The sequence below is a fragment of the Collinsella aerofaciens genome (assembly GCF_001405375.1).
Taxonomy (GTDB): domain Bacteria; phylum Actinomycetota; class Coriobacteriia; order Coriobacteriales; family Coriobacteriaceae; genus Collinsella; species Collinsella aerofaciens_F.
The window spans coordinates 1-24,802 of the sequence record NZ_CYYP01000018.1; the positions used below are offsets into that span (position 1 = coordinate 1).

Below are 24,802 nucleotides of genomic sequence, written 5' to 3' on the forward strand. Positions count from 1 at the left end.
GGCGGTCAGCATGAGGGTGTCGAAATTCGACAGACGTATTTGTCGATTTTTACTTGACGGAACACACGCCATGTGCGTCTTGCCGGTGCCGACGTCGCCCATGAGCACGAGGTCCTCCCTGCGCCCGACGAAGTCGAGCGCGAGCAGCGACTCGCGCCCCATGCCCTCCGGCCACGACACGGCCGACCAGTCGTAGCCGTCGAAGGTCTTGGGCGCCGGCAGCGCGCAGCGCCTGAGCAGCGTCGCGCGCTTCGAGGCCTCGCGGCTGGACCTCTCCGCCTCGAGGTAGCCCGCCAGGTACTCCACCTGTTTCGGGGTGCCGAGCCTCGACCACTCCTCCAGGACGGCGGTGGTGAGCGAGCACGACCGCCCGGCCTCCACGACCCTGCGAGCCAGCTCCTCGCTAGCTGCCATCGGCGACCGCCCCCTTCAGGAACCCGTCGTAGACCGACAGGTCGGCCCCGCCGGCCCCGCCGAGAGGACGCGCGCAGAGAGGGGCGATGCCCCGCTGGCCTAGCCTAAGGGCGAAAACGGAATAGACGGACCGACCGTCCGGCTGAGTCTGGGAAGAGGTGCCGGGCGGCGGGCGGAGCATGGCCACCGGACCCATCGAAACACATCTCCACCGTTCCTTCAACTGGGAAAACGACGCCCCGTGGCCTGAATGGGGCCTCGGGGGCGTTCGGCTAACTGCGGGAACGGCCTATCCGCTCAATGTGTTCGGCTGAGATCGGAAATCAACCATATTATGGGCACAGTCGGCAATTGGGTTGGATAGCCTCGCACCGGAGGAATCAACATGAGTACAAGTAGCTACAAACCGCAAAAAGGCCGTGGCCTCCCGTGGCCTTTAGACACGGACGCTCCATCGGTTGCCGATCAGGCCGAGACGCCTAGCGAGATGGAGGCGGCGCTTGACGTTCGACAGGATGAGATTGCAAAGAGGGAGATCCTGAGTGGAATCAACAGGCCATCCTACGACTCATTATTTGCGGTCGCGAAGAATCGCGTCCAGCTTGCGATTCTGATCATGATTTGCTCCTTCCAGACGTCCAAAGGGCCTAATAGGAAGGATGCCAACGGAAAAGAACTTACAAAAGGTCTTTTCATGCGTCAGGACAAGCTCGAAAAAAAGTCTGTTCGACTCAACCGACTGTATCGAAAGCTCTGGGCGAGCTGGCTCATCGAGGCATCATCATGAAGACCGATGGGGTGTGGGTCATCGTTTGGGCTCAGCTCGATATTCAAGCGCGTGAGGCCGGATGGGATCCGCGCGCGGACGCGGGCGGCGAGGTCGGACGTGAAAGCCGGACCGCAGAGGTATCGAGCGCACGCGGCCAGGGCCTCGAGGGCGCCTGGCGGGTAGGGAGATCCGAGCATGAGGCAGGACAACGCGCAGGCCCGCGAAAGGTTCACGAGCTCCCCTGCGACGCGGCTGGACCCTCGGCTGCCCCTCGTAAAGGATGCAGAAGACACGGTCGAGGTCCGACGGTTCGACCAGGCTGTACCGGCAGTCCGCGTACAGTGCGCAGCCCCTCCCGCGCGGGTCGCCGTCCGAGTCCTCATCCGGCTCATGATGGCGCACCTCAACCCAAAGGCCCTCCAACACGTCGTCGAACCCGAAATCGAGCTCCGCCTGGACGCTCTCGCCGAGCGCATCGCCCAGGGCGAGCTCCGGCACCTTCGTCACACGGCCGTCCAGCCACTCAATCTCTGTCATCGCGCGCATGGTGCAAGCCCCTTCCGACACGGGATTGTCAGCTCAACCCGACCCTTACCCATACGGACGAACATAACTCGCCAGGGGGAAGCCCCTGAAGGCCGTGCGCCACAACATGAGGCCGAATCCGCCCCCGGCTGGACAGGCCAACAACGAAGGAGCACACGGAACCGGCGCGGCGTTACAACCGTCCCGGCAAGCGTGTCACTTGGCCAAGTCATGATGCCGACAAACCCGGAAATGCTCCAACGGAGCGCCGAACGAGGGTAACAATATAAAGCCGTGCAACACGCGTTGGACGACCGGAACATCCCAAACAAAGGCCTGTCGGTCCCACCTTCAAGCCCAATAGCAAAATGTGCATCAGCGGATTTGCAGCGATACAAGTCTCAACCGTCACCATCACACCGCAGCGCGTCTAGTCCCACTCATCCTACTGCAAATGTCCCAGAACGAGAAAACGATCAGCTTAACATGCCACCCTTTATATCCGCACGCGCGTAATTCAACTCATAAGGACCGGCTATCCCTTACCTGTGACACAATCTCAAACGCACAGAACAGAATCATCAGTCCAATCATCGCATAAGAGGCAGCCGAACCTTCAAGCACTATTCCACAAAGAACAATCTCCGCGCCGCCAATAAGAACTGTTATCAGGCGCTCTGCCTTTTTGCTCTCGCCGCTCGCATAAAAAGGCGGCAAAGCGCACAAGATCACATATAGCCCGGGAAGGGAATACAGGATCGATAGTCCAAGCCCCCCATCAACCGCAGTGTTTTGCGTAAGAATCAACTGAACCCAAACGGCAATTATCACTGAGCAGGTTGTCGATAAAAGAAGACTAGAAATATAGCACGCAACAAAGTCCCGTCGCATTCGAACAGAGAAATCCGCGAACTCTCTTCGCCGCGTGGAAACAATAAGGTACACAGAAATTGCAATAGAACCAATCAGAGAAAACAGCGGAACAACCAGCAATTCAAGCTTATTACCCCATCGATCAACCACACCCCCACTCCAATGAGCGGGAATTGTATCAGGGAGGACTGACCAAGCCGCCCATAGAATCAGAAATGGAAGAATAGAGAGGATGAAAGATGATAACACTGCAGTAATTTTTTTTGAGGCTCTCATCGATTCCGCATCTCCTTGCGCGCCCACATTCCACTCCGCCTTAAATCAAGTATACGTTTTGGAACGGGATGTCACTCCGAACGCCTTACCCTCTTAGTGTGAATGCCGCTGCGGCATTGTTGACTCATCCTTAGTAATCGCGTCTATCCTCTGCAGCATCAGCCAAAGCAATCCGAGAGGAGCCGCACATGCATGCAGCGGAAATTCCTTTCGGGGGGGGGTATCTCCCAGATTTACCCGCCGCCCGAAGGGGCAGTCGACAGTCGAGTACGTACTGATTATCGCGATCATCGTCCTGGTGGTGCTGATCGCGGGACCGTGGGTCTCGTCGGCGATCACAAACCAGTTCAACACGGTGGCGGGGACGCTCGGCAACGGAATCTCAAAGGGGAGCTGGGAGTCGGGCGGCACGGGCGGCGGCAACGGGTCGTTGACCGACGCCGACATCGTGGACCCCGTTCACGGGATAGCGTTCGCCGTGTACTCGGAGGACGACCACAGCCTCATGTTCTACAAGCGCCGCGGGGTCCCCAGAGTCGGTGACATGCTCAACAGCCGCCGCGTGACGGCGGTGTATACGGGGTTCGAAAATGGATACGCCACCGCGACCGTGGGAAACGACGGCAAGACGACTGCCCCCTGGTGGTCTAACAGAAATAATATCGTGGCCGTAAAGGCCATTGACGATGGCATAGAAATCCACTCGTTGGCATTTTGCTTTCAGTACATGGAGAACTGCAAGAGCTTTGATCTGGCAAAGTTCGACATGTCGAACTGCACAAATCTGCAGCACGCATTCGCGTATTGCGGCAATGCGACTTCCTTCAGTATTTCAAGCTGGGATACGTCCTCGGTCGTCGAATTCGACTCGGCGCTCAAAAACCTTTACAAGGTCGAGGAGATTGACATCTCCGGATGGTCGACGCGGAAAGCCGGCGATTTACGTCTCCTTTTTTCCATCGACTGCTCGCTGAAAAGCGTGAAATTTGGACCAGGGTGGAAGACCTCAGATGTTATGGATATGCTCGGCATGTTTAGCTATTGCAAAAATCTAAACCTCGACTGTTCCGATTGGAATGTCCCAACCTATGCCAATCATAGCGACTTCAATCACTGCGCCCCCAGCGTTATCCTCCCGAAGGCGTGGCAGTAGGTCTGAAGAAACAAAACGGCAAGCAGTTTATGTGACGCGGGCACCCGTGCCGTCGTTGCCTCAGCGGCACGTTACGGGCTAGTCGGTTCGCTTTAACGTACGCTCTGCATGCAATATCAATCCCCATGCGAAGGGGGTGTCGCATATGCATGCAGCGGCAATTAACCTTCGGGGGGGGGTATCTCCTAGGAATACCCGCCTCCGAGGCCAAGGAGCCATCGAGTACGTCCTGATCATCGCGATTATCGTCCTGATTGTGATGATAGCCGGCCCTTGGGTCTCGTCGGCAATCAGGAACCAGTTCAACACGGTGGCGGGAGTATTGGTAAACGGGACAGCAGGCGGGACTTGGGAACCGAGCGGTTCCGGCAGCGGTAACAGCGCGAGTTCCGCGACCGTCCAGGCGGCGCTCGCCAAGGACGCGAAGGACTGGACCCTCGATGAGCAGAAGGCAGTTGCCGAGGACATCGCCGCCAAGGGCGAGGCGTCGCCCGCCTACGCCAAGGCGAAGGCCGCGATGGATGCCGGCACCGAGTTCTCGATGAAGCTCACCGATGGCAAGACGCTGACTTACCGCATTATCGGCATCAATCATGATGACCCTGCAGGCGGATCCGGCAAGGCGGGCCTCACGTTCCTCACCACCACGACGGGCATTTGGTCCCCCATGAACGCGATTGACACCAACGCCGGCGGTTGGGAGAAGTCTGAACTCCGTCAGAAAATGAACTCCGGCAAGATCTGGAATCTGATGCCCTCCGATTTCCAGTCCAAGGTGAAGGCCGTCAAAAAGCTATCGAACAATGTCGGGGGCGGTGATGAGAACAAGAACGCCGCCGTGACGGCTACCTCGGACAAGCTGTTCCTGCTCAGCTACTCTGAGATCGCCCCCCACCTCCTATTGGGCATCCTATCCCTGGACTTCCTCCGAGGGCACCCAGTACGAGGCCTTCAAAGGCAAGGTGACGGAGAACTATAATCCCAACTCTGCCATTGCCATTGGCAGCGGTTGGTGGGAGCGTTCGGTGTTTCCGAACGCCTCGAAGGGCTTCCTCCATGTCGACAGCAGCGGCAATCCGTCGGACAGCAACTCCGCGCCGGGCTGGTTTTGCGTCTCCCCCGCCTGGTGCTTCTAGCTTGTCTAGCGCAAAGCCCGCGTTACCCCGCGCGTGCTTTCTTTTGGCGACCGAACGAACGGCTTCAGGTTCATGGCACGGGTAGTCGGATTGAAGAGAAATGGGGTCATACAGCGGCTCTCAGAGCGCCTGCCGCACTCCCCCGCCATTACCTCTGCTGCGTCCTCGTATAGAGTCCATCCTGCTTGGTGTTTCGAGTTCGGGGCGTATACGGTGGGTGGATAATGGATTCACTTCGATGACGGCGTTTACGGGAGCGACCATGGCGATGCGCGAGATCGCGGTCAAGTTCGATGAGGGCGAAATGGCCTTGATTCAGGGCCATGCGGACGCCACGGGCATGACCTTTTCCGAGTTCGTGAGAAGGGCCGCGTTCGAGAAGGCTGAGGACATGGCGGACATCGAGGCCTACAACGAGGCTTTGGACGGGGACGGCGGCACTCGCTACCCGATGGAAGAGGTCGTGCGCATGGCGGTGGAGGCTGAGTGATTGTCCACACGCGTTGTCTGTCTCGGCTCTAAAGGCTTCTCTTGGGCGGGGTTCGGCTTATAGCCGGGTCCCGCTTTTTTGCGGCTTTCAGTTGTCTTTCTGAAGGTATGAAATGGCTGCCTCGATATGAATACGGTCGGCATTCGAAGCGGACGTTATAGCCGCGCTAATAGCGCATGACTTTCTCCCCTGCCGTCATCGTTGCCGCAGCGGCAAGACCGTTGCAAATACTTGGAATAGCCCTACGCTCGGCTCGTATTGCAAACCCCGAGTGAAGGGAGCCGTATATGCATGCAGCGGCAATTAACCTTCGGGGGGGGGTCGCTCCTGAAACGACCCGCTTCCGAGGGCAATCAATTATCGAGTACGTCCTGATCATTGCCGTCATCGGCCTGGTCATCGTGTTCGCGGGACCCGGCGTGGCCGGAGCCATCCGAAACCAGTTCAACCTGGTCGGCAACACGGTGAACAATGGGACGGTCGGCGGCGTCGAGGGAGGCGCGTCCGGTGGCGGCTCCGCAGGCGCCGATTCCGCGGCCGTCCAGGTGGCCATCGCCAAGGACGCGAAGGACTGGACCCTCGACGAGCAGGAGGCGGTTGCCAAAGACATTGCCAAGAACGGTACATCGTCTATCGCCTACGCCAAGGCCAAGGCCGCCATGGATGCCGGCACCAAGTTCTCGATGAAGCTGACCAATGGCAAGACGCTCGAGTACCGTATCATCGGCATCAACCACGACGACTTGGCCGATGGTAGCGGCATGGCAGGCTTGACGTTCGAGGCGACCAACTCTGCCTTGGGTAGCCAGAGAATGAACGCTACGGACACCAATGCCGGTGGTTGGGATAAGTCCGAGCTCCGTACCCGCCTCAACAGCGGTGACCTCTGGTTGCTCCTGCCCAGCGAGCTCCAGTCAAAGGTGAAACCCGTCACAAAGACAACCGATAACGTTGGCGGTAACGGGGGCGGTGCCCCCTCGGCGACGACCGACAAGGTTTTTCTGCTCTCGGCAACCGAAGTATACGGGGATATGCAATCTGACGGCATCCAGTACGAGTGCTACAAATCCAAGGGCGTGACGGGGTCGAACTATTCCGGTGCATCAGGCTATAGCCACTGGACTCGTTCCGTGAGACCGCGCAGCTCCACATCCTTTCGCTATGTTCAAAGCGGCGGTATTTGCTACAGCTACAGCGCGACGGACTCGTTTTATGTCCTCCCCGCTTTCTGCTTCTGATCTCTTTCATCGCAAAGCCCCCGCAATCCTGCGAGGGCTTTTCTTTTGGCGATTACTCAAACAATTCGAGGTTCATTGTACAGGTAATCGGGTTGAGGAGAAATAGGGTCATACAGCGGCTCTCAGAGCGCCAGCCGCACTCCTCCGCCATTACCTCTGCGGCGTCCTCGTATAGAGCCCGTCCTGCTTGGCGTTTCGTTGCAACAGCCCACTTGTCCACCGATCAAGTGAACTACTGGAATAAATACAGCGACACGCTTGTTCGTTACAGTCGCTATATCTGCGTAAATCGCCGCGATAAATACAGTCTGTACTCGACTGTATACCAGCTACGCGTATGTAGATTCATATCGCGTTAATAAATCGGTCCAAGCGTGTGCAAAACGCGCAAGTAGCCGCAAAAGGCGATTATCGCGCAGGGTGATTTTTGGCACCCTGTTGATTAATCAAAATTAAGCAATTGCTTAAAACAAAAAAAGTCAGGCACTAGGTGCCTGACCTGCAAACTTCTGGTCGGGACGACTGGATTCGAACCAGCGACCCCTTGACCCCCAGTCAAGTGCGCTACCAAGCTGCGCCACGTCCCGAAGCTATTGTTTGTTGCTCTGCTCTCGCTCGCAACAGGGAGTATATTAACCCGAAACTTTGGACTTGTGCAAGAACTTTTTTATAAATTTTGAAGCAAGTCCAAAATTGTATCTGCGAGCTGGGGTTTTGTTAGCACGGGAAGTTCTTGCGTGCCCGTTGTGCTCACAATCCAGGCCTTGTTAGTGTCGGTTCCAAAGCCCGAATCGGCGCGCGAGACATCGTTGGCGATAATGGCATCGCAACCCTTGCGGGTGAGCTTGCGCTGTGCGTACTCCAGGACGTTATCGGTCTCGGCCGCAAAGCCGATCACGCACCGTTCCCCCTTTTGGCGCGAGAGCTCGGCCAAAATATCGACCGTCTCGACCAGTTCGATGCGATCCAGGCGTTCGTTGGCCTTTTTGAGCTTATGGTCGGCAGGGGCCGCCGGTGTGTAGTCGGCGACGGCTGCGGCACAAATGGCCGCATCGGCCGTCTGAAAGGCGCCCAGAGCCGCCTGCAGCATCTCTGCTGCGGTCTGCACGCGCACGCACTCCACGCCGCGGGGAACATCGAGCGATGCCGGTCCCAGCACAAGCGTTACCGCAGCACCGCGGCGAGCGGCCTCCCCCGCCAGGGCGATGCCCATCTTACCCGAAGAGCGGTTACCAATGAATCGCACCGGATCGATCGGCTCGTGCGTGGGGCCGGCGGTGATTACGATACGCTTACCTGCCAGGTCCTGAGGCGCGGGGTTGAGCACCTCGCAGACGGCCTCGACGATGTCCTCGGGCTCGCTCATGCGTCCCGTGTCCACGTCGCCGCAGGCAAGGTAGCCGCTGCCGGGTCCCACCACATGGACGCCGCGGTCGCGCAGCGTGGCCATGTTGGCCTGCGTCGCCGGTGCCTTCCACATGCCGTTGTTCATGGCAGGGGCGATCACGATGGGTCGCGGCGTGGCAAGCAGCGTGGTGGAGATGAGGTCATCGGCGATACCGTTTGCCATCTTGGCGATGATATTGGCCGTTGCGGGCGCTACGACCACCAGATCGGGCTCCTGCGCAAGCGAAATGTGGTGGATGGGGTCGGAGGGATCGTCGAATAGGCCCACAGCAACGGACTCGTTGGTGAGCGCGCGGAAGGTGAGCGGCCCCACGAACTCCGTGGCATGCTCGCTCATAACGACCTTAACGCGCGCACCGCGCTTTTGCAGCAGGCGCACGATGTTGCACGACTTATAGGCGGCGATCCCGCCGGTAATGCTCAGCAGGATCGTTTTTCCCTCAAGTTGCATTGAATTGTTGGGTGCCGCCGTCATCGCTAGGCTTCCTTGCTCGGGAGTACCAGGAGGCGGTGGCAGTACGGGCAGTGCGTAATCTCGCTACCGTCGTGGTTGAGGTCGCTCATGGACGATGCCTGCAGCGCGGTGTGGCAGACCGTGGGGATGTTGCCCTGGATGGTCTCGACGGCCAGGCCGCGGAACTGCTTGAGCAGACGCTCGTAGTCGGTGAGCACGTCGGCCGGCAGCGTAGCGGCAAGCGCGGTGCGCTCCTTAGTGGCGGCGTCAATCTGAGCCTGCAGGTCGGCAGCCTTAGTGCGGGCGGCCTTGGTATCGGCCTTCACGCCCTCCTCGAACTTGGCGATAATTGCCTGTGCGCGGGCCTCGCGGTCGAGCGCCTCCTTATGGGCGACAACGACGTCCTTGCGGGTGTGCTCAATCTTGTCCAGACGCTTGGCCAGGGTTGCGAGTTCATTCTCCAGGTCCTGAACCTCACGGTAGTCGGAACCGTCGACGTGGCGCTTCTTGGCAGCCTCAATGGCGTTGTTGGTCTGAATCTCGGTGGTGTTGAGATCGTCGAGCTCAATGTCCAGGTCCTTGCGCTGGGCGTAGAGCTTGGTCATCTCGGCTTTGAGCTTAACGTAGGTCTTACGCTTGGAAGCGAGCTCCTTGAGCTCCGGCATATTGGCAAGTTCGCTCTTGTTGCGGGCGAGCTCCAAATCGATCTGTTGCAGCTTGAGTAGCGTAGCGCCGGCGCTCATAAGTTCTCTCCTTTTGTCACAGTCCACCATTGGCAAGGGTTCAGTATTTTAATCGCATGACGGGGGTCGACCCCGGCGTCAACCGCAGAGTTCATCAATATATCAACGAACGGCTCCTCAGAACGGTCATGGCCGAGCAGGATCACCGCCAGCCCGCGCAAGGCAAGGTCTTGCGCCACGTGGTAGCCCGCCTCGCCCGTCACGATGACATCTGCGCCTCCGGCGATGGCGAGCTGTCCAAAGTCGCCCAAGGAGCCGCCCAAAATGGCGACGGTGCGGCACGGGCGATCGGCTTCGCCCCACACACGCGGGTCGCTGCCGAAGGCCGTGGCAGCACGGGTGGCAAGATCGCGCAGCGTGCACGGGTCGTTGAGCGTTGCAAGCGCGCCCAGGCCGGTGGCCTCGGGGTCGTCTAAGTGCTCCAGTGAGCTCACGGGTGTGGCACCCAGCAGCTCGCTCAGGCAGACGCGGGCTTCGTGCGACCGGTCCAGGTTAGTGTGGAGCGAGATAATGCTCACGCCGCAACGCGCTGCCTCGTAGAGCGCCGCGCTGCATTGGGGGCGTGTGGCATCCGCCGGACAAAAGGCCTCGGGCGCCTTGATGTATATGGGATGATGCGTCAGCAGCACGTTGGCACCGGCTTCTTGGGCGCGGCGAACATTGGTCTCGGTCGCATCGAGCGCGCAGGCAACACCGGTAATCTCTGCGGCAGGGTCGCCCACGGATAAGCCTACGTGGTCCCAGGGCTCGGTGTCCGTCTTTGGATAGCGTGCCAGCAGAGCGCGCTCGAACTCGGCGACGATCATGCGGCGCCTACGATCGAGAGCAGCGTCTGGGCAAACTCGTCCAGATCGCCCGGATTCACGCGGTCATCGAAGGAGATGCGCAGTGCACCCAGGGCCTGTTCGCGGCCAATACCCATGGCGCTGAGAACATGGCTCGGGTCCATGCTGCCGCTCGAGCAGGCGGAACCGGCCGATACCTCAAAGCCGGCGGCGTCGAGCTTGACGATGAGCTCCTCGGAGTCCATGCCATCAATGTAGATCGATACCATGCCGGGCAGACGGTCGGCATGCGCATAGTCGCCCATGGTGGCGTGAATGCGAGGGTGGGCCGTAAGCGTGGCGTAGAGCTTGTCGGAAAGGGTTTGCAGCGTCGCACGCTCCTGGGCTACATGGGGCGCCAGCGTTCGGGCGGCAGCGGCAAAAGCCAGCTGCGTGCGCAGGTCCTGCGTGCCCGCGCGACGTCCGGCTTCCTGTCCGCCGCCAAAAATGCGCGGGCGCAGCGGCGTGCGGCTCTTAAGGTAGAGCGCGCCGGATGCCACGGGGCCACCGATCTTGTGCGCGGCAACGGTCATGGTGTCAACTCCCAGCTCGGTGACATCGAGCGGAATATGCAGATAGCCCTGGATGGCATCGGTGTGGAACAGGGCGCCGGCAGCATGTGCGGCGGCGGCAAGCTCGCGGATGGGCTGCACCACACCGGTCTCGTTATTGGCGACCATGATGCTTACGAGCGCCACGTCGTCGCCAAGCAGCTCGACAAGCGCGGCAGGCTCAATGTAGCCCGCGCGGCATGGCTGCACCAGGTCGACGGTAAAGCCGGCGGCACGCAGCAGCGGCAGGTTGTCCAGAATCGAATCGTGCTCGATGGCCGAAACGATTACGCGATCGCGTTTGCGATCGCGCTGACGGGCGCCCTCGGCAAGACCGAGCAGCGCCAGCTGGTTGGCTTCGGTGCCGCCGTTGGTCAGAACAATCTCGGACGGGCGGACGCGCGCGCCAAAGCTGCGGGCGATCTCGCGACGTGCAACTTCCAGACGCGCGGCAGCCTTGCGGCCGAGCGAATGCAGCGAGTTGGGGTTGACGCCGGCAAGCTCGCTGTCGTCGTACTCGCGCTGCGCAAGGAGCGCCTCGGCGCGCATGGGCGTCGAGGCGGCATAGTCAAGATTCACGGGTATGCGGTTTTGACCTGCGGTCATAAGGGTTTATGCCTCCTGTGCGGCTTCGTTGCCCAGCTTCTGCAGTAGCGCAACCTCGGCAGCGGGATCTTCGGACTTAAATACGGCAGAACCGGCCACGAGCACGTTGGCGCCGGCCTTGACGACCTCGGCAATGTTCTTGGAAGAAATGCCGCCGTCGACCTCGATCATGGGCGACGCGCCGTGGCGCTCGCACATGGCTTTGAGCTCGTGGAGCTTTGCGATGGTGCCCGGGATAAAGCTCTGGCCGCCAAAGCCGGGGTTCACGCTCATCAGCAGCACCATATCGACGACATCGATGATGCTCTCGAGCACGCACACGGGGGTGGCGGGGTTGAGCACCACACCGGCCTTGACGCCGCGCTGCTGAAGATGCGTGAGCGTGCGGTGCAGGTGCGTGGAGGCCTCATAGTGCACGGTGATCATGTCGGCACCGGCGTCGGCGTACCAATCGACCGTCTCGTCGGGGTTCGATACCATCAGGTGCGCGTCGACCGGCACGTCGGTGGAGCGCTTGACGGCCTTGAGGATGTCAACGCCAAAGGTGAGGTTGCCGGTAAAATGACCGTCCATAACGTCAAAGTGCACGTAATCGGCGCCGGCGATCTTGTCGAGCTCGCCCTTGAGGTTGGCCATGTCGGCCGAAAGGACGGACGGAGCGATTTTGATGGAACCCATGGTAGTAGCCTTTCTGCGCTAGTCGTTGAGTCCGTAGAACTCTTGAGAGGGGACGCGGTCGGTAAGAATCTCGAGCGCCCTATCCAAAGTAACACCGTTGTAGAGCGTTTGCTCCACGGCAAAGGTGAGCGGAATGTCTACGCCCAGTGAACGGGCGAGCTCGCTGACGCTGCGGGCCGCGACGGCGCCCTCAACCACCATATGCGTGCGCGTCTGATACTCGTCGAGCGACACGCCGTGGGCAAACTCGTAGCCAAAGGTGCGGTTGCGCGAGTGCTCCGAGGTGCAGGTGGCAATGAGGTCGCCCATGCCGGCAAGTCCCATGCAGGTCATAGCTTGACCGCCGCGGGCATGCACCAGACGGCTAATCTCGGCCAGGCCGCGCGTCATGATGAGGGCGAGCGTGTTGTCGCCGGCACCGGTGCCGGCGGAGATGCCGCACACGATGGCGATGACATTTTTCATGGCGCCGCAGACCTCGACACCGGTCATGTCTTGCGACAGATAGATGCGGAAGGCCGTGGACAGGAGCAGGTCCTTAAAGGTCTCCCCTATCTGCGGATGTTCGCTGGCGATGACGGCGGCAGAAAGCCCGCCGCGGCAGATCTCCTCGGCATGGTTGGGGCCCGAGAGCGCCGCCACGCGCGCCTCGTTGCCGATCTCGCTGGCGATGACCTCGCTCATGAGCAGGCCGGACTCGGGCTCAATGCCCTTGGTGAGGCAGAGCACCGGGGTGTCGGCGGCGATGAAGGGTGCTGCCTGATGACATACGCTGCGCAGGTGCGTGGAGGGCACGGCAAAGATGACGGCCTCGGCGCCGTCGAGCGCCAGCGATAGGTCCGTGGTGGCGACGACGTTGTCAGGCAGCTCGTAGTCCACCAGATACCGGGGATTGCGGTGCTCGCCGTTAATGCCGGCGGCCGTCTGCTCACTATGGGCCCACATGGTCACGCGCTCGGCTCGCGCGGCGGCAAGGCCGGCGACGGCGGTTCCCCAGGAGCCGGAGCCAATCAGCGCAACATTCATGACTCTCTCCTACTTATCGTCGGGCTCGGTGACGCGCTTGGTAAACGAGAGCTTGGACTCCTTACCCGTCATGAGCTTTTTGATGTTCGCACGATGGGCCCACACCACAGTAATGCCGATCAGCGCCATGCAAAACTTAAGTCCGAGGCTGCTGTACGGAAAGACCGCGCAGGCAGCGATGGGAAGACCGATGGCCGCGGCAAGCGAGCCCACCGACACAAACTTGGTGATGGCGACGGCCACGATAAACATGCCCAGCAGCGAAAGTCCGATGGGCCAGTACCAGGCGAGGATGACGCCCAGACCAACTGCGATGCCCTTGCCGCCATGGAAGTTGAGGTAGGGCGAGAAGATGTGGCCCCACACGGCTGCCAGGCAAATGACGCCGAGCATCCAGTCGCCGGGGGCTCCAGGCGCCATAATGTTCGGCGGAAAGCCATAGCCCAAGTCGGCAATGAGCGGACGCGCGATAAGGACGCAGATGGCGCCCTTAAGGCAGTCGAGCAGCAGCGTGAGCGCGGCCACCTTGGGGCCGGCCACACGCAGGGCGTTGGTGGTGCCGATGTTGCCGGAGCCCGCCTTGCGAATGTCGGTGTGGTTGAACACGCGGCCCAGGATCAGGCCAAACGGAATCGCTCCGATAAAGAACGAGACCACGGCGCAGATGGCGGTCAGCAGAATCGGATTATGCATCCTTTTGCTCCTTCTTCCTAAAGAAGAGTCGAATGGGCGTGCCGGCAAAGTCGAAGGTCGAGCGCATACGGTTCTCGACGTAGCGCTGATAGGTGTCGTTGACCAGATCGCTGTGGTTGACGAAGAACGTGAACGTCGGCGGGTTGACGCCCGTCTGGGTCACGTAGTGCATGCGCAGGCGGCGCTTGCCGTCCACCACGGTATGACCGAACTCGCGCAGGTCGGTGAGGAACGTGTTGAGGCGCGAGGTGCTGATCTTTTGCGAGCGCGTCTTCTCGGCGGCGTCGACCATCGCCCAGATCTTCTCGACGCTGCGGCCGGTCAGGGCAGAGATGCGCAGGTACTGGGCCCAGGGAGCCATGACGCCCAGACGGCGGTCGATGGTCTCCATGCAGGCCTCGCGCTTACGGTCGTCGTCGAGCAGATCCCACTTGTTGAGCAGCACAACGATGGCGCATCCGCGCTCGATGGCCAAGCCCATGACCTTCTGGTCCTGCTCGGTAACGCCCACGGAGGCGTCGACGACGAGCAGCGCCACGTCGGCGCGGTCGATGGCGCGCAGGCCGCGAACCATGGAGTAGTACTCGATGTTCTCGTACACGGTGCTCTTCTTGCGAATGCCCGCGGTGTCGACCATGCGGTAGTGCTTGCCGTTGCGCTCGACGACCGTGTCGATGGCGTCGCGCGTGGTGCCGGCAATGTTGGACACGATGGAGCGGTCGGCGCCCAGGATGCGGTTGAACAGCGAAGACTTACCGGCGTTGGGGCGGCCGATGATGGCGACGTTCAGCGCGTCGGGGAACTCATCGGCGACCTCGTCCTCTTCCTCGGGAAGCAGGGCCACGATGTCGTCGAGCAGGTCGCCCGTGCCATGGCCGTGCAGGGCCGAGAGCGGCGTGGGCTCACCGATGCCGAGCGAATAGAACTCCCAGATGCTGTCGTTCTCGCGATCGGGGTTGTCGAGCTTGTTCACCAGCAGAAAGACCGGCTTGTCGCAGCGCTTGAGCATGCGGGCGACCGACTCGTCCTCCTCGGTGACGCCGGTGCGGCCGTCGACCACAAACAGGATGACGGCGGCTTCCTCGGCGGCGGCGAGGGCCTGGTCGCGAATGGACGTGGCGAAGACGTCATCGCTCTTGAGCGGTTCGATGCCGCCCGTGTCGACGATGGTGAACTCGCGGCCGTTCCAATCGGCCGTGTGATACGAGCGGTCGCGCGTGACGCCGCGGGACTCGTGGACGATGGCGTCCGAGGTCTGGGCCAGGCGGTTAACGAGCGTGGACTTGCCCACGTTGGGGCGTCCGACGACGGCGACGATAGGTTTCATCTGCACTCCTTTAATGGGTAGGGTCAGTGGAAGTGTTAGAGTCGGCAGGCACAATGCCAAGGATGTGCTCCAGGGTATCGAGCAGCTCATGCGGCATGGTCGACACCACATGAACCTCGGCGCCGCGACTGGTAAGGCTTGCGAGTAAATCGTCACGATGATACTCGTCAAGCGTCATGCCGTCAGCGTTGAACATGAGCTTAGGCACAAAGAGCATAACCCCAGAGAGGTCCTGCGGCAGCTGCTCCAGAATGTCACACGCGACGATGAGGCCGGTCACGTCCACGTTGCCGCCAAAATAGCGGTTCTTGATGGCCGTGACAGTGCCGGCGAGTCCCTGGGGCGACTCCACAAAGCGGGCCACCGTGTCGCGTGCGCTGGCGCCCGAGAGACACAGAAGCCGCTGGTTGCGGGCGGCGACGGCCTCGCGGACGCGGGCCAGACGCTCGGCGTCGGTAGCCAGCACGTCGTCGGTCTCGTCCAGATACGAGCGGATCATGCCGATACCGTCGTAGTACTGCGGATAGCCGTCGTAAAAGTCCGCCTCGGGCGGATCGATGCCGGCGTCCAGGTAGAACTCGTCGCTCATCTGGAAGGTGTGGCGGCCAAAACGCTCGAAGGCGCGGTCCTGGTAGGGACGAATCATGGCAATGGTCTCGCGCGCCAGTTCGGGCTTGTCGCTGTAGGACCAGCTAAAACGGTTCTGATGCTTGGTAAAACCGAGCGGCACAATGCCCAGGCTGGTGATTTGCTCGTGCTCCTCGCAAAAGCGCAGGGTTTTTTCCAGCTCCTCGCCGTCGTTCATGCCGGGGCACAACACGATCTGCGCGTGAATCTCGATGCCGGCGGCCATGACGGCCTCGAGCACATCCATGCCGCGCTGGGCGTTGCGGCCCATCATGCGGCGGCGGACGTCGGGGCTTACGGCATGGACCGACACGTTCATGGGGCTCATGTTGCGCTGGATGACGTTTTGCACGTCCTCGTCAGTGAGGTTCGTGAGCGTGACAAAGTTGCCCTGCAAAAAGCTCAGGCGATAGTCGTCGTCGCGAATATAGAGCGTGGAGCGGCCGCCCTTGGGCAGCATGGTCATAAAGCAAAACACGCAGGCGTTCACACAGGTACGCATGCCGTCGAAGATGGGGCCGTCGAACTCCAGGCCCCAGTCCTCGCCCGGGAAGCGGTCGAGCTCCACGGGCGTGACGGTGTTGTCGCGCGGGTCGAAAACCTCCAGCTCGACGGTGTCGTCGTCGGCTTCCCAAAGCCAAACGATCATGTCGGTGAGCGCCTCACCGTTGACCGTGAGCACGCGCATGCCCGGCTCGATACCCATATCCCACGCGGGCGATTCGGGACGCACGTTCTTTACGAGCGCGCCCTCACCCGGCTCGGGGTCGCGGCTGCGCCCGTAATCGGCCACCTCGGCGGCGTATGCGGGTACGGTCTGGTCCATGGTTAGCGGCAAAGCTCCTTGATGCGCTCGACGGCGCGCTCGATGTGTTCTTGCGGGGTGGAGGCTCCGGCGGTGATGCCGATGTGGTGAGCGTCGGTAAACCACGCGGCCTGAAGCTCGGAAGCTTCCTCGATGTGATACGTGCGCTCGCAGGCGTCTGCGCAAATCTGTGCCAGGCGACGGGTGTTGCCCGAGTTCTTGCCGCCCACGACGACCATGCAGTCGCAGCGGTTGGCAAGTGTGGCCGCTGCCTGTTGACGCTCACTCGTGGCGGCGCAGATGGTGTTGATCACACGCAGCTCTTGCACGCGCGGGGTGATAGCGGCCACGACCTCGGCGAGGTTCTGCGCGGTCTGGGTGGTCTGCACGACGAGGCCTACCTTGCCCTTGAGCGACAAGGCGTTGGCATCGGCGGCACAGCTCGCGACCTGCGCATCATTGCCGGCGTGGCCTAGGATGCCCTCCACCTCGGGATGGCCCGGCTCACCCACGACCACCACGTGGTAGCCCTCGCGCACCAGGCGCTCGGCTGCCACGTGAACCTTCTTGACGTAAGGGCAGGTGGCGTCGATGACGTTAAGGCCACGCTCGCGAGCGGCATCGATGACCTGCGGCACCACACCGTGGGCGCGGATGATCACGGTGCCGGTTGCGGCATTATCCAGGTTCTCGGCCAGGCCAACGCCTGCCTCAGCGAGCTCGCGTACCACGATGGGGTTATGGATGAGCGGGCCCAAGGTATGGACATGAGCGCACTCTCCTGCCTGCGGTGCGGCGGCCAGCGCCATATCGAGCGCACGCTGTACGCCGTAGCAAGTGCCGGCGTGGGCGGCGATCTCGATGGTAGGCGCGGCTGCCTGGTCGGACGCAGTCGCGGCAGTGTTCGTCACGTTCTCGCTCATGGCTAGAACCTGCCCGGATGCTCGGCGCACAATTCGTCGCGCATGGCGTAGACGCGGTTCATGGCCTCGGACTCAAACCATTCCAGGCGCTCCGTGCGCTTAAGCCCGGCCGGTGCGTCGGAAAGCGAGACAGCCTTGCCGGCGCGGATCCAGCACTTCTTGGGACGCATGAGCTTTTTGCCTGCAGGCGTGATATCGGACCAGCCGCAGATGGCGAGCGGGTTGACGGGCGCTTTGCCCATCTGGGCGATGAGCGCAAAGCCGCCGTGGACCTCGGGCTTAATCTCGCGCGAGCGGATGCGCGTGCCCTCGGGGAAGATCAGGACGTCCTCGCCGCGCTGCAGCGCATGCTGGGCGGCGCGCAGGCACTTCATGTCGGCGGTACCGCGCTCGACGGGGATACCGCCGACGCGGCTAAAGGCCCAACGCACAATCTTGCTCTTGGCGAACTCGGACTTAAAAATGGGGCGAATGCGGCGGCCCCCAAAGAACAGCGCCGTCTCTACGGCCAAGAGCTCGGCCATCGAGGTGTGGTTGCAGATGACTACGCTGCCGCGGCCTTCCTGGCGCTCAAACAGCAGGTCGGCGTTCTCGACCTTCCAACGCCACATGAGCTTGGAGAAGGCCCAAAGGATGGCCATGACCACGACAACGGTGCCGCGGATGAGCGCCGGGAACTCGGCATAGGGAGCGTTGTAATAGTCCTCGGGCGTCTGCTTAAACAGGCGCATGGGCTACCTCCTTTGGTTGATGAGGTCCTCGATTATCGAGACGACCTCGTCGATGGTGTGGGCGGTGGAGTCGACGTGCACGGCGTCCTCGGCGGGCACGAGCGGGGCGACCTCGCGGCTGCTGTCAAGCTTGTCGCGCTGCTTAAGGGCCTCGAGGGTTTCGTCGACCTCGGCTTCGAGCTGCTCGGACGTGAGCGGCTGGGCGTCGTTTTGGTGACGCTGCAGCACGCGGCGGCGGGCGCGCTCACGCGGGTCGGCGGTCAGGAAGACCTTGACCTGCGCGTTGGGGAACACGACGGTGCCGATGTCGCGACCCTCGGCCACGATATCGCGGTCCTCGGCGGCGCGGCGCTGATGGATGAGCATGGCGGCGCGCACGCCCGGATAGGCCGAGACCTTGGACACGTTGGCGTCGACCTGCGGGGTGCGGATGGCGGCCGAAGCGTCCTGGCCGTCAATGGTCAGGCGCGTATCCTCGCCGGTGCCGTTGGTAAAGCGAATTTCGATCTGGACGGCGAGGGCGTCGATTGCCGCCTCGTCGTCCAGATCGATGCCGCGGTCGAGCGCGGCGAAGGTGACGGCGCGATACATGGCGCCCGTGTCGAGCTTGTTAAAGCCCAGCTGGCGGGCGATCTCCTTGGCGATGGTGGACTTGCCGGAACCGGCGGGGCCGTCGATGGCGACGATCATGCAATGCTTCCTTTCGATGGTTGACGTGCTGGTATGGTTCGCGGGCGTTGGGGCGCGGCGGGTTGCCTAGCCGGTGTAGCGCTCGCGGTAGGTGTTGCGCTTGGGTGCGGAGCCGTGGCTGCCGTGGTGACGCGTGCGGCTGGCGGGCGAGTCTTGGGGCTTGCCGCTGTTGCGCTTAGCGCTTGCCTGCTTGGGCGGGATGCCGCCCGATTTAAGGATCTGCACCTCGCGCTCGGTGAGCTCGCGCCACGAGCCCTTGGCCACGCCCTCGAGCTCAAGGCCGGCAAAGTTGCAGCGATGCAGACGGATTACCGGATGGTGAATCTTGCTCAACATGCGCTTAACTTGATTCTTGCGGCCCTCGCGGATGATGACCTCCACGGCGGTGGTGCCGGGCTTGATGCCTTGCGGGGCCACCGCCTCGGCCTCGCGCGCGGTGATGACGCGGCAGATCGCCGGCTGGCAGAGGCCGTCGTCGAGTTCGATGCCGCGACGCAGCGGCGTGAGATCGCGGTCGGACAGACTGCCGTCCACGAGCGCCTGGTAGGTCTTGTAGACGTGTTTGCTCGGGTGCAGCAGGTCCTGAGACAGGTCGCCGTCGGTGGTAAAGAGCAAAAGGCCTGTGGTGTCGCGGTCCAGGCGACCAACCGGGAATAGTCCCGGAAAGCGGTCGCGCGGGACCAGATCAGCCACGCAAGGGCGCTCCTGCGGATCGCTCATGGTGGTAAGGTAGCCGGTCGGCTTGTAGAGCATCAGGTACACGGCGCCCTGGTTGAGCTTGACGGGCATGCCGTCGACCTCGATGTGATCGTGGTCGACGTCGACCTTGGTGTCCAGTTCGGTCGCGACCTGGCCGTTGACGGTCACGCGGCCGGCGGTCATCAGGTCCTCCGAGCCGCGGCGGCTCGCCACGCCCGCGCGCGCCAAAAAGCGCTGCAGGCGCATGGTGTGCGGATAGACGGGCTGGGCGTCGGACTTGCGCGTATCCGCGTTGGGCGCCGCAGCGCCGGCGCGCGTTTCCCCTGCTTTGTTAGTCCTCGTCATGCAAATCCTCCGAGGTCTCGTCGACGACCAGGGTCTCCAAATCCTCGACTGCCTCAACATCTTCAACATCGGTGTCGATCAGTTCGCGCTCTTCGTCCAGATCCTCGGCCTGCTCCTCGAGCGTGGCCTGAATACTGCGGCCGCTCAGGCGCTCGCGGATAAACTGACGCGACTGCTCGTCGGGGGCAAACTGCTCCAGGTCGGGCAGGTCGCGGGTGGAGCGCAGGCCGAACTTTTCCAAGAAGGCGTTGGTCGTGCCGTAGATGATGGCCTGACCGCGCTGGGGGTCGCGGCCCAGCTCGCGCACCAGGCCCTTGTCCACGAGCGACGCGATGACGCCGTCGGAATTGACGCCGCGGATGCCCTTAACCACCTCGCGTGTCACGGGCTGGTGGTATGCGATGACGGCCAGGGTTTCGAGCGCCGCCTGCGACAGCTTTTGCGTGTCCCAGCTCAACACATAGGCCTCGACCACGTCGTGGTAGGCGGGGTGCGTAAACAGGCGCCAGCCGCCGGCGACCTCGCGCAGCTGAAAGCCGCGGTTGGCCTCCTCGTACTCAACCTTGAGCTCGGCGAGCAGCGACGCGCACTCGCCGGGGGCGATATCCAGTGCGCCGGCCAGCGCGGGCGCACTCACCGGGTCGCTCGACACCAGCAGCAGCGCCTCGAGGGCGCCTTTGAGGCTGTTTGCCTCCAGCGTGGAAAGGGTTGACATGGTTGCGGCTCCTATTCGGTGAGCTCGGGGCCCTCGCCGGGCACATAGGCCTCGGCGCCCTCGACGCGGTTGATTTGAATGGTTCCAAAGATTTCATCCTGACTCAGCGTAAGCGAGCCGCGCTTGGCGAGCTCGAGCATGGCCAGGAAGGTGACAACGAGCTGCTCGGTGGTGGCGTCGCCGTCCAGTAGCTCGCGGAAGGTGCAGGTTTGGTGCGCCATGGTAAAGCGGTCGACTGAGGCCACGGTCAGGTCGAGCGGTACGCGATGCGGTGCCACGTGCTCGGCCTCCAGCAGGAAGGTCTGGCGCTTGCCGTCTAGGTCGGCGCAGATGACGGCGAGACCGCGCAGGGTGATGCCGGCCAGGTAGTCGGGCATGAGGCCCAAGAACTCGGGGTCGGGACCGGCCACACGCGGGTGCATGCGGCTTTCGGCCTGCATGCGGGCACCGAGGGCCGCAGCCGCGCCCTTAAACTGCTTGTAGGCAATCAGGCGCTGGATCAGGACCTCGCGCAGGGCGTCGCCGTCGAGCGCGCTGAGCTCCTCGAGGTCTTCGTCGAACTCGTCATCGTCGTCATCGACTTTGCGCGGGGCCTCCTGCGGCACCAGAGAGGCAGCCTTGATGTCCAAAAGGGTTGCCGCGACCAGCAAAAAGTCGCTCGCCACGTCCAGGTCCAGCGCCTCGATGCGCTCGGCCTCGGCAAGGTACTGCTCGGCCACCTCGCTGATAGAGATGGCGCCGATATCAACTTTTTGGCGGGTTACCAGCTGCAGCAGCAGGTCGAACGGTCCGCTGTAGACCTGCGTCGACACGCGATACGACATCTTCGACCTCCTTTGACGGCGCCTTCGCGGCGCGGTTTGGATGCATGCTACGACCGTTTTGCACGGTCGACCAGTAAGTTTACCTTAGATGCCGGCGATTGCGAAGTTGAGCAGCTGCTCAGCAAGCGGATACACGGTAACGTCGAAATAGCGGCCGATTACATCGATGCCGGTCCACATAGGCAGCAGGTACAGCACCAGGATGAGGATGGGCATAGCGTATTGTTGCAGACGGTAATAGTTGTTGAGCGCCTTGCCCTTGAGGAAGGGCACGATGATCGATGAGCCATCGAGCGGCGGGATCGGGATGAGGTTGAAGAACGCGAGTGACAGGTTGACTACGACGAACGTGGCGCCGAAGTTCATAATTTGCGACGCCAGGGCAAATGACATGCTGGTGTAGAGGTTGCCATAGGTCAGGCTCATGAGGGCGGCAGCAAGACACGCGAGCGCGATATTCGATGCAGGGCCTGCCGCGCTCACCAGGACCTCGTCGCGCTTGGGGTGCTTGAGGTTGTTGAGGTAGACGGGCACGGGCTTGGCGAAGGCGAATACCGGGCCGCCGGCCGCGAGCATAAGCAGCGGCAGGAGAATGGTGCCAAACGGGTCGATGTGGTTGAGCGGGTTGAGCGAGACGCGTCCGCGCGAACGGGCCGTTTTGTCGCCGAGTGCCCAGGCCGCGGCTGCGTGCGCGCTCTCGTGGATAACGATGCCCACGATGACGGCAATCGCGCTGGCGAGCAGGTTCATGAGGTAGCTGCTGGACATGGTGCTCCCCTAGCGGACGCGGCGCGAGGTGCGCGTGAGCAGGTAGTCGGCCACAAACAGAATGACGGCGACGATGGCATAATCCAGGCGGAACACGCCGCCAAAGGGCGAGGTGATAACGCCGTAGCCTGCAATGGCGCTCGGCAGTGCGCGCGAAAGCTCAACGACAAAGCCCACGATCTGCAGCTTGGCGGTGAGGCCGCTAAAACACAGCAGCACGGTCATCGCGCTCATAAAGATGCCGCAGATGCGACAGGCGGTGGCGATGATGCTCATCGCCACGGCGGTGGCCTTACGAGAGTTCACGCGCGGTCTCCTCTTCGATCTGGGTGGAAAGCTCCAGCCATTCGTCCTCGAGCTTGGGCAGCTCTTGCTTAAGGCCGTTATATTCCCCCAGCGCGGCATTGAACTTATCTTGATCGGCATAAAGCTCTTCGCTTGCCATCAATTCCATAAGCTCGTCATAGCGGGCGCGCTTTTTATCGAGCTCCGTCTCGATCTTCTTGAGCTGGTTGCGCACGCCCTTGAGCTTTTTGTTGAGCGCAGCGCGGGCCTGGGCCTCGGCGCGCTTTTGCTCCTTGGTCTTTTTGCCCTCGGCAGGCTTGGGGGCGGCGACGCTGGGCTGGGCGGAACTGGTCGGCTTGGCTGCCTTGGTCGTGGCCGGTGTGTCCTCCCCTGCCGCCTCGGCGGCGGCGCGGGCCGCGAGGTCCTCGCGCTTGTAGAGGTAATAGTCGTAGTCGCCGTCATAGACCGTGACCTTGCCATCGCGGATGTCGATCACGCGGTTGGCCACGGCGCGCACCAGGTGCTCGTCGTGGCTGATTAGCACGATGGTACCGGGGAAGTTTTGCAGGGCGTTCTCGAGCATGTCCACCGAGTCGATGTCCAAGTGGTTGGTGGGCTCGTCCAGGCACAGGAGCGCCTCGGGGGCCACGAGCATCTTTGCCAGGGCCAGACGCGCCTTTTCGCCGCCGGAGAGGACACGGACCTGCTTTTCAATTGCGTCGTTGTCGCTAAATAGGAAGGCGCCCAGCAGGCTGCGCTGCTGCGGCACGGTCCACTTGGGCGTGACGGTGTCGATTTCTTGCAGTACGGTATTGGACTCGGTCATGCCCTCGAGCGCGTGCTGGGCGTAGTAGGCCACGCCCACGTTGGTGCCCAGATCGCGGGTGCCGGTGGTGGGAGGCTCCAGGCCGGCGAGGATCTTCATGAGCGTGGACTTGCCGGCGCCGTTGGGGCCGACGAGCGCTACGTGCTCGCCGCGGTAGAGCTTGAGGTCGATGTCGCTGTAAATGTGCTTGTTGCCGTAGGACTTGGATACACCTTCGAGGCCCACGACCATGTCGCCGGAGCGCGGCGGATCGGGGAACTTAAAGTCGATGTGCTTGTGACCCTCGGGCAGGATGACAAGCTCCTTTTTGATCTGCTCGATCTTGCGGATTCGCTCCTGAGCCTGGGCAGCCTTGGTGGGCTTGTAGCGGAACTTGTCGACGAAGACCTGCATGTGGGCGATGTCGCGCTCCTGGGCGGCACGCTTGGCGCGCATCTGCTCCAGGTTGTCTTCGCGCTGCTTGAGGTAGCTGCTGTAGTTGCCGGTGTAGGTGGTCACGCGACGGTTTTCGAGTGCGGCGACGTGGTCGACGCAGGCGTCCATGAAGGCGCGGTCGTGGCTGACGATGAGGACGGCGCCGTCGTAGTTGGCGATAAAGCCGCGCAGCCACTGGACGCTCTCGAGGTCCAGGTGGTTGGTGGGCTCGTCTAGAAGCAGCAGGTCGGGGTGGCGCAGGAAGAGCTTTGCCAGCGCGATACGCATCTGCCAGCCGCCCGAGAACTCGGAGCACGGGCGCTCAAAGTCGGTGACCTTAAAGCCCAGGCCGGACAGGATTTTGCGGGCGTTGCTCTCGAGCTCGTAGCCGCCCAGGTGCTCAAAGCGGTCCTGGACCTGGCCATACTCGTTAAGGAGTGCGTCGACGTCCTTTCCCTGTTCGGATAGCTCGGTGATCTGGGCCTGTAGCTCGTTGGCGCGCTCGCCCATGCGGCGGATTTCCTTGGCAGCGGCCATGACCTCGGCGAGGATGGTGGTGTCCTTTTGCTCCAGGTTGGTTTCCTGCTCTAGGTAGCCTACCTGGCAGTCCTTGGCGTACTGGACCTGGCCAGCGTCGGGGCTGTCGATGCCCATGATGATTTTGAGCATGGTGGTTTTGCCGGCTCCGTTGGGGCCCACGAGCGCGAAGCGCTCGCCGGGGTTGATCTGAAAGGACGCGCCGCTAAAGAGGACGCGCGCGCCGAAGCTTTTTTCGATCTTGTCGACCAGGAGGATCATGGTGCCGCCTTTGACCTTGTGTGCCTATATGAAAAAAGGCCCCAACTTGCGTTGGAGCCTCATTCAATGCTCGGGTGGAGACGAGGGGGATCGAACCCCTGACCTCTTGACTGCCAGTCAAGCGCTCTCCCAGCTGAGCTACGCCCCCGTGCGAAGAAGTACTATACGG

The 24,802-nt window shown here is 61.9% G+C and carries 25 protein-coding genes, 2 tRNA genes and 1 pseudogene; 6 read left to right on the plus strand and 22 right to left on the minus strand.

All coding sequences use genetic code 11. The annotated features are described in order from the left end of the window. Nucleotides 1-414, minus strand: a 414-nt coding sequence (locus ARB25_RS08540; protein ID WP_172676354.1) for an ATP-binding protein, incomplete at its 3' end; no start/stop codon positions are given. A gap of 385 nt (nt 415-799) precedes the next feature. Between ARB25_RS08540 and ARB25_RS08550 the strand changes: the two genes are divergently transcribed. Beyond that, nucleotides 800-1,201, plus strand: coding sequence for a hypothetical protein (locus ARB25_RS08550; RefSeq protein ID WP_055287376.1), 402 nt, complete (start codon nt 800-802; stop codon nt 1,199-1,201). Nucleotides 1,202-2,230: 1,029 nt separating this feature from the next. Here ARB25_RS08550 and ARB25_RS08560 read toward each other — a convergent pair. Beyond that, a complete protein-coding gene (locus tag ARB25_RS08560; RefSeq protein WP_055287380.1) occupies nt 2,231-2,857 on the minus strand; it encodes a DUF1648 domain-containing protein in 627 nt (208 codons plus the stop codon). Nucleotides 2,858-3,158: 301 nt separating this feature from the next. Between ARB25_RS08560 and ARB25_RS08570 the strand changes: the two genes are divergently transcribed. The 5 genes and pseudogenes from ARB25_RS08570 to ARB25_RS08585 all read left to right on the plus strand — a co-directional run bounded on the left by ARB25_RS08570 (nt 3,159) and on the right by ARB25_RS08585 (nt 6,874). Continuing rightward, nucleotides 3,159-4,010 carry a BspA family leucine-rich repeat surface protein gene (locus ARB25_RS08570; RefSeq protein WP_156327721.1) on the plus strand — a complete coding sequence of 284 codons (852 nt, stop codon included), beginning with the start codon at nt 3,159-3,161 and terminating at the stop codon, nt 4,008-4,010. A gap of 145 nt (nt 4,011-4,155) precedes the next feature. Beyond that, nucleotides 4,156-4,275 (plus strand): annotated as a pseudogene (locus ARB25_RS10400) (class III signal peptide-containing protein); the annotation flags it as partial. A 57-nt stretch (nt 4,276-4,332) separates the two neighbouring features. Further along, entirely contained in the window at nt 4,333-4,989 is a 657-nt protein-coding gene (locus tag ARB25_RS08575; protein ID WP_253276079.1) for a DUF6273 domain-containing protein, read from the plus strand. A gap of 395 nt (nt 4,990-5,384) precedes the next feature. After that, nucleotides 5,385-5,636, plus strand: coding sequence for a type II toxin-antitoxin system RelB family antitoxin (relB, locus tag ARB25_RS08580; protein WP_055287387.1), 252 nt, complete (start codon nt 5,385-5,387; stop codon nt 5,634-5,636). 287 nt (nt 5,637-5,923) lie between these two features. Continuing rightward, nucleotides 5,924-6,874 (plus strand): DUF6273 domain-containing protein, encoded by a 951-nt coding sequence (locus tag ARB25_RS08585; RefSeq protein WP_055287389.1) that lies wholly within the window; start codon nt 5,924-5,926, stop codon nt 6,872-6,874. Nucleotides 6,875-7,384: 510 nt separating this feature from the next. Here ARB25_RS08585 and ARB25_RS08590 read toward each other — a convergent pair. From ARB25_RS08590 to ARB25_RS08685, 20 genes are all read right to left on the minus strand, one after another. Further along, nucleotides 7,385-7,461: transfer RNA gene (locus ARB25_RS08590), tRNA-Pro, on the minus strand. Between the two features lie 80 nt (nt 7,462-7,541). Beyond that, nucleotides 7,542-8,756, minus strand: a complete 1,215-nt coding sequence (gene coaBC / locus ARB25_RS08595) for a bifunctional phosphopantothenoylcysteine decarboxylase/phosphopantothenate--cysteine ligase CoaBC (protein ID WP_253276080.1) — start codon at nt 8,754-8,756, stop codon at nt 7,542-7,544. 2 nt (nt 8,757-8,758) lie between these two features. Next, the gene (locus ARB25_RS08600) at nt 8,759-9,478 is read right to left on the minus strand and encodes a zinc ribbon domain-containing protein (RefSeq protein WP_055287391.1); all 720 of its coding nucleotides are present in this window, start codon (nt 9,476-9,478) and stop codon (nt 8,759-8,761) included. Further along, nucleotides 9,475-10,284 carry a Nif3-like dinuclear metal center hexameric protein gene (locus ARB25_RS08605; RefSeq protein WP_055287393.1) on the minus strand — a complete coding sequence of 270 codons (810 nt, stop codon included), beginning with the start codon at nt 10,282-10,284 and terminating at the stop codon, nt 9,475-9,477. The genes ARB25_RS08600 and ARB25_RS08605 overlap by 4 nt, the downstream gene beginning before the upstream one ends. After that, nucleotides 10,281-11,459, minus strand: a complete 1,179-nt coding sequence (locus tag ARB25_RS08610; RefSeq protein WP_055287395.1) for a cysteine desulfurase family protein — start codon at nt 11,457-11,459, stop codon at nt 10,281-10,283. The genes ARB25_RS08605 and ARB25_RS08610 overlap by 4 nt, the downstream gene beginning before the upstream one ends. 6 nt (nt 11,460-11,465) lie before the next feature. Continuing rightward, complete coding sequence (gene rpe / locus ARB25_RS08615; RefSeq protein WP_055287397.1) at nt 11,466-12,137, minus strand: ribulose-phosphate 3-epimerase; 672 nt, start codon at nt 12,135-12,137, stop codon at nt 11,466-11,468. A gap of 18 nt (nt 12,138-12,155) precedes the next feature. Then, nucleotides 12,156-13,163 (minus strand): NAD(P)H-dependent glycerol-3-phosphate dehydrogenase, encoded by a 1,008-nt coding sequence (locus tag ARB25_RS08620; protein WP_055287399.1) that lies wholly within the window; start codon nt 13,161-13,163, stop codon nt 12,156-12,158. A gap of 9 nt (nt 13,164-13,172) precedes the next feature. Further along, nucleotides 13,173-13,856: a glycerol-3-phosphate 1-O-acyltransferase PlsY gene (plsY, locus tag ARB25_RS08625; RefSeq protein ID WP_055287400.1), complete on the minus strand. Its 684-nt coding sequence runs from the start codon at nt 13,854-13,856 to the stop codon at nt 13,173-13,175. Continuing rightward, nucleotides 13,849-15,183: a ribosome biogenesis GTPase Der gene (gene der / locus ARB25_RS08630; protein WP_006236029.1), complete on the minus strand. Its 1,335-nt coding sequence runs from the start codon at nt 15,181-15,183 to the stop codon at nt 13,849-13,851. Before der ends, plsY begins: the two co-directional genes overlap by 8 nt. Before the next feature lie 10 nt (nt 15,184-15,193). Beyond that, on the minus strand, nt 15,194-16,636 hold the full coding sequence (locus ARB25_RS08635) for a DUF512 domain-containing protein (protein ID WP_055287402.1): 1,443 nt from the start codon (nt 16,634-16,636) through the stop codon (nt 15,194-15,196). A 2-nt stretch (nt 16,637-16,638) separates the two neighbouring features. Then, nucleotides 16,639-17,538 (minus strand): 4-hydroxy-3-methylbut-2-enyl diphosphate reductase, encoded by a 900-nt coding sequence (locus tag ARB25_RS08640; protein ID WP_055287404.1) that lies wholly within the window; start codon nt 17,536-17,538, stop codon nt 16,639-16,641. A gap of 2 nt (nt 17,539-17,540) precedes the next feature. Next, a complete protein-coding gene (locus ARB25_RS08645; protein WP_055287406.1) occupies nt 17,541-18,269 on the minus strand; it encodes a lysophospholipid acyltransferase family protein in 729 nt (242 codons plus the stop codon). A 3-nt stretch (nt 18,270-18,272) separates the two neighbouring features. Further along, nucleotides 18,273-18,959, minus strand: coding sequence for a (d)CMP kinase (cmk, locus tag ARB25_RS08650; RefSeq protein ID WP_055287407.1), 687 nt, complete (start codon nt 18,957-18,959; stop codon nt 18,273-18,275). 66 nt (nt 18,960-19,025) lie between these two features. Further along, nucleotides 19,026-20,003, minus strand: a complete 978-nt coding sequence (locus ARB25_RS08655; RefSeq protein WP_156327722.1) for a pseudouridine synthase — start codon at nt 20,001-20,003, stop codon at nt 19,026-19,028. Then, nucleotides 19,990-20,718 carry an SMC-Scp complex subunit ScpB gene (scpB, locus tag ARB25_RS08660; protein ID WP_055287409.1) on the minus strand — a complete coding sequence of 243 codons (729 nt, stop codon included), beginning with the start codon at nt 20,716-20,718 and terminating at the stop codon, nt 19,990-19,992. Before scpB ends, ARB25_RS08655 begins: the two co-directional genes overlap by 14 nt. Before the next feature lie 11 nt (nt 20,719-20,729). Further along, on the minus strand, nt 20,730-21,542 hold the full coding sequence (locus tag ARB25_RS08665; RefSeq protein WP_055287411.1) for a segregation and condensation protein A: 813 nt from the start codon (nt 21,540-21,542) through the stop codon (nt 20,730-20,732). Between the two features lie 84 nt (nt 21,543-21,626). Continuing rightward, nucleotides 21,627-22,310 carry a site-2 protease family protein gene (locus ARB25_RS08670; protein WP_055287413.1) on the minus strand — a complete coding sequence of 228 codons (684 nt, stop codon included), beginning with the start codon at nt 22,308-22,310 and terminating at the stop codon, nt 21,627-21,629. Between the two features lie 9 nt (nt 22,311-22,319). Further along, entirely contained in the window at nt 22,320-22,616 is a 297-nt protein-coding gene (locus ARB25_RS08675) for a hypothetical protein (RefSeq protein WP_055287415.1), read from the minus strand. Beyond that, on the minus strand, nt 22,603-24,633 hold the full coding sequence (locus ARB25_RS08680; RefSeq protein ID WP_055287417.1) for an ABC-F family ATP-binding cassette domain-containing protein: 2,031 nt from the start codon (nt 24,631-24,633) through the stop codon (nt 22,603-22,605). The genes ARB25_RS08675 and ARB25_RS08680 overlap by 14 nt, the downstream gene beginning before the upstream one ends. Nucleotides 24,634-24,708: 75 nt before the next feature. After that, nucleotides 24,709-24,781: transfer RNA gene (locus tag ARB25_RS08685), tRNA-Ala, on the minus strand. Nucleotides 24,782-24,802 lie beyond the last annotated feature (21 nt).